The organism is Tamlana crocina (genome assembly GCF_012037625.1).
The window spans coordinates 1-331 of sequence record NZ_JAAVJS010000621.1; the positions used below are offsets into that span (position 1 = coordinate 1).

The 331-nt window shown below is 42.9% G+C and carries 1 protein-coding gene; it reads left to right on the forward strand.

Annotated features, from left to right (window positions below; genetic code table 11):
- A partial coding sequence (locus tag HC176_RS18310) for an SDR family NAD(P)-dependent oxidoreductase (RefSeq protein WP_167920421.1) occupies positions 1-331 on the forward strand: 331 nt, incomplete at its 3' end.

Below are 331 nucleotides of genomic sequence, written 5' to 3' on the forward strand. Positions count from 1 at the left end.
ATGAACAGCAAACAAATTGAATTGCTGGGTTCTTCGAAAGTATTAGTAACAGGAGGGGCGGGCTTCATAGGATCTAACCTTTGCGAAACTCTCCTCGATCTTAATGCTAAAGTAATTTGCCTCGATAATTTTGCCACCGGAAAAAGAGAAAATCTATCCGCATTTCAGCACCACCCCAATTTCACTTTGATAGAAGGTGATATTCGAAACCTTGACGACTGTAAAAAAGCAGTTGCCGGGGTAGATTTTGTCCTGCATCAGGCAGCCCTTGGTTCTGTACCCAGATCAATCAATGACCCTATTACCAGCAACGACGTAAACATTTCCGGAT